We start from the raw sequence: 4478 nt of genomic DNA on the forward strand, positions 1-4478 counted from the left end.
CAGCTCATGGTAAAAGTCGGTATTGCTTGCTTGATAATGCATGCGGGTATAAAAGTTAACCCCTAGGTAATCTAGCGGTTGAGCAATTATTTCCATGTCGCCATCTAAAATATCTGGGCGGTGGGCTTTAGGTAATTGCTTAATAATATCAGGGTATTTACCTTGCATTACAGGCTGCATGTACCATTGGTTTATATAGTCATCAGCAAATGCAGTGGCTTTTAAATCGTCTTCACTTTGGGTAACTGAGTAACAAGGCGTAAAGTTAAGTACAATACCGTTTAGTGTATTTGGGCTATTTTTAGCAAGTACTTGCATAGCCAAACCGTGACCCAGTAATAAGTGGTGCGCGGCTTTACGACCAAATTCGCGACCTACTATGCCAGGAGCATGTACGCCAATTTCGTAGCCTAAGTAAGAGCTGCAAAAAGGCTCGTTTAAGGTGGCGTAAGAGTGTACGCGGTCACCAAATGCTTTTGTAATTAAATCTGTGTAATGCGCAAATTCGTAAGCGGTGTTACGGTTAAGCCAGCCACCTTCGTCTTCAATATGTTGTGGTAAATCCCAGTGGTACAGCGTTACAAAAGCTTTAATGTTACGGCGTTTTAATTCATCTAAAATGTCGGTATAAAACTTAACGCCTGTCGGGTTTAAGTGACCGCTTTTAGTCATTACACGCGGCCACGAAATAGAAAGTCTGTAAGCGTCTACACCTAATGATTCAATTAAGTTTATATCGTCTTTCCAGCGAGTGTAGTGTTCGCAAGCTACATCGCCATTTGAATTATCGACTATTTTGCCTTCTTTACTGCAAAAGGTATCCCAAATACATGGCAAGCGATCAGCTGCGCCGCCTTCAATTTGAAATGAGGCCGTAGCTACACCATAAGTAAAATTTTTGGCTAAAAGTGGTGAGCCACTAGGTAAAGATAATTGTTTCATTAAGAGAAAACCTCTGCTTCTTTTTTGGTAAAGTTTGCTTTGTATAGAGCGTATATTAAATTCATTATTGGAAGCGCTTCCATATTTAATTTGATTAATCACTAAGTATGGTATTTAATAACTTTAAGGAAGCGCTTCCATATTTAGGTTAGTGGCTATTGTTAAACAGGTCAATAGTTAAATTTAAATAACAAATAGGCGCTCACAAAATCACACTGACACAACACAGGGCTATAAAAATGAAAAAAAGCTTAAACACTAACAGGTTACACATGCTCCCCATTTTAATAGGCGGATTATGCGTTTTAAGTGCGTGTAATAAACAAGAGGTTAACGCTAATAATAGCCAAGGCGCCGTAGCCAAAAAGGCTGAGCATGAGCAAGGTGATTTATCACTTTGGCCAACGCTTAAAAGTAAGGTAGTGAAAACGCCTGAAATTGAAAATACGATTGCACAGTATTTAAAAACAATGACGCTTGAACAAAAAGTAGCGCAAATGATCCAACCTGAAATTCGCGATATAACCGCTTCAGACATGCGCAAATACGGTTTTGGTTCGTATTTAAATGGCGGTGGCTCGTTCCCAAATGCCAATAAGCATGCAACGCCTGCAGATTGGATAACACTTGCTGAGAGCATGTACCAAGCCTCGGTTGATGACTCAATTGATGGCAGTAAAATTCCAACCATGTGGGGCACTGATGCAGTACATGGCCATAATAATGTGATTGGGGCGACGTTATTTCCGCACAATATTGGTTTAGGTGCTGCTAATAACCCCGCATTAATTGAGCGCATTGCAGCAGCTACTGCAATAGAGGTAATGGCAACAGGCATAGATTGGGTGTTTGCACCGACTGTTGCGGTGGTGCGCGACGACCGATGGGGCAGAACGTACGAAGGCTACTCAGAAGACCCTGCAATTGTACGTGAGTATTCAGCCGCAATTGTAAACGGATTGCAAGGCAGAGCCGATGAAGACTTTTTAAGTGACAAACGCGTAATTAGTACCGTTAAGCACTTTTTAGGCGATGGCGGCACAGTAGATGGTGACGATCAAGGCGATAACATTGATAGCGAAGAGGTGTTATATAACATTCATGCGCAAGGTTATATAGGTGGCTTAACCGCAGGTAGTCAGTCGGTTATGGCATCGTTTAATAGCTGGAATGGTAAAAAAAATCACGGCAACAAATACTTACTTACCGATGTATTAAAAACAAAAATGGGTTTTGATGGCTTTGTTGTAGGAGATTGGAACGGACACGGACAAGTTGCAGGCTGTACAAATGAAAGTTGCCCACAGGCTGTTAATGCGGGGCTTGATATTTTTATGGTGCCAACGGGTGCTTGGAAGCCACTTTATGAAAATACAATTAAACAAGTAAAAGCGGGCACAATAACAATGGCGCGAATAGATGACGCCGTAGCACGTATTTTACGCGTTAAATTACGTGCGGGTTTATTTGATAAGCCAAGCCCTGCAAATCGAAAATATTCAGGTAAATTAAAACTAATAGGTGCGCCAGCACATCGCGATATTGCCCGCCAAGCGGTACAAGAGTCGCTAGTACTGCTTAAAAACAACAACCATTTATTACCGCTTAACCCATCAAGCAACATACTTATAGCAGGCGATGCGGCCGATAACATAGGCAAGCAATCGGGCGGTTGGAGTATTACATGGCAGGGAACTAATAATCAAAATGCAGATTTTCCTGGGGCAACGTCTATTTATGCGGGGCTAAAAACGCAAATAGATGCCGCTGGCGGTAACGCTATTTTAAGCCCAACGGGTGAGTTTAATACCAAACCCGATGTAGCCATTGTTGTATTTGGTGAAGAACCATACGCAGAGGGACATGGCGATAAAGACAACCTTGAGTTTGAACGTAACAATAAACGCTCTCTTAAAATATTAAAAACATTAAAGCAGCAAGGTATTGCGGTGGTGTCGGTGTTTATATCGGGCAGACCAATGTGGGTTAACAGCGAGCTAAACGCGTCAGATGCATTTGTAGCAGCATGGCTTCCTGGCACTGAAGGACAAGGCATTGCAGATGTATTATTAGCGGATGAAAGTGGGCAGGTACAATACGACTTTAAAGGTAAGTTGTCGTTCTCGTGGCCTAAATCGCCACTACAAACCGCAGTAAATAAGGGGGATGCTGATTACTCGCCATTATTACCCTATGGCTTTGGCTTAACGTATAAAGATGAAAGTACGCGTGCCAATAATCTAAATGAAGACTCAGGTGTTGATGTTAGTAACCTTGCGTCCTTATCTATATTTAATGGCAGCTTTAAAACACCGTGGCGTTTGTTTTTAAATTCAAACAGCGAGCAGCACCAAGTAGCAAGTAACAGTGTAAAGCTTGGCGGCATTACTTATCGCACTGAAGACAAAGCGATTCAAGAAGATGCGATGCAATTTAATTTTGATGGCACTGCAGCCAGCTACATCGAAATTAATAGCAACTTTACCGAAGACAAAGTGGCCTACATTGAAGCAAATTCGGCCCTTAGCTTTAGCTATAAAGTAAACCAAATACCTAGCTCACAGACATACCTTGCAATGAAATGCGAACAAGGCTGTGGTGGCGAGCTTGATATTACCCGTGATCTTGAAAATGCTGATTTAAATACATGGCAAACCATGAGCATAGATTTAACGTGTTTTGCTAAAAAGGGTGTTGATTTTGCCAGAGTAACCAGCCCTTTTATTATTAAAACGGCAGGCGAGCTTAACGTTTCAGTTGCAGATATTAGCTTTGAACCACAAGGCGCTGAAACAGCAAAAATAAAGTGTGAGTAGTAGAGTGCTTATAAGTTAAGTTTATTGTGTGTTGTCTCAAAGCCCTTAGTAATAAGGGCTTTTTTTAAAGAGGATATTTATGCTGGGCAATACTGCTTTAAAAACTCATGATGAGATGGTAATTGGCTGACGCGCTGCTCTATTTGTTGCTTAATACCGTGTAAAAAACGGGTGAGTTCTTCATCGCTCATCATGCTGGCTATTAAATGATGTTGATTAGGCTCAATACCCTGACCAAGCATAACTTGCACCCACGAGTCGACTCTAAAAATGTCGCCATCGTCTAAAAATACACGGCCGGTTTGTTTAAACAAATCAATTTTATGCTGAAGTGTTTTTGGCACTTCCATGGCATTACAATGCTGCCAAAACTCACTGTCATCGCGATTAGTTACTTTGTAGTGCAGCACAATAAAGTCGCGAATATTTTCAATTTCGCTTTTAAGCTGTTTGTTGTATTCGTCAATGGCGTGATTGGTAATGCCATTAAACGGAAATAAACGCATAAAGCGAATAATACCCGACATAATTAAGTGAATGCTGGTGGACTCAAGTGGCTCTACAAAACCGCTGGCAAGGCCAAGCGCTAGGCAGTTTTTATTCCAGCCTTTTAAGCGGCGCCCTGTTTTAAATTTAATAATACGTGGCTCTGTAAGCGCCTCGCCCTCAATGTTACTTAATAAGAGCGCTTTGGCTTGCTCGTCATCCATATATTGGCTG

At 41.6% G+C, this 4478-nt stretch carries 3 protein-coding genes; 1 reads left to right on the plus strand and 2 read right to left on the minus strand.

Translation table 11 applies throughout. From position 1 onward, the window contains the following. Positions 1-942 (minus strand): family 1 glycosylhydrolase (locus L652_RS0104400; RefSeq protein ID WP_024603324.1); only part of this gene is annotated, 942 nt, incomplete at its 3' end. A gap of 239 nt (positions 943-1181) precedes the next feature. Here L652_RS0104400 and L652_RS0104405 point away from each other — a divergent pair. Then, positions 1182-3758: a glycoside hydrolase family 3 N-terminal domain-containing protein gene (locus L652_RS0104405; RefSeq protein WP_024603325.1), complete on the plus strand. Its 2577-nt coding sequence runs from the start codon at positions 1182-1184 to the stop codon at positions 3756-3758. Positions 3759-3835: 77 nt separating this feature from the next. On the opposite strand, the gene L652_RS0104410 is transcribed toward L652_RS0104405, so the two are convergent. Beyond that, positions 3836-4478 (minus strand): tryptophan 7-halogenase (locus L652_RS0104410; RefSeq protein ID WP_029753196.1); only part of this gene is annotated, 643 nt, incomplete at its 5' end.

The sequence above is a fragment of the Pseudoalteromonas sp. TB25 genome (assembly GCF_000497995.1).
GTDB lineage: Bacteria > Pseudomonadota > Gammaproteobacteria > Enterobacterales > Alteromonadaceae > Pseudoalteromonas > Pseudoalteromonas distincta.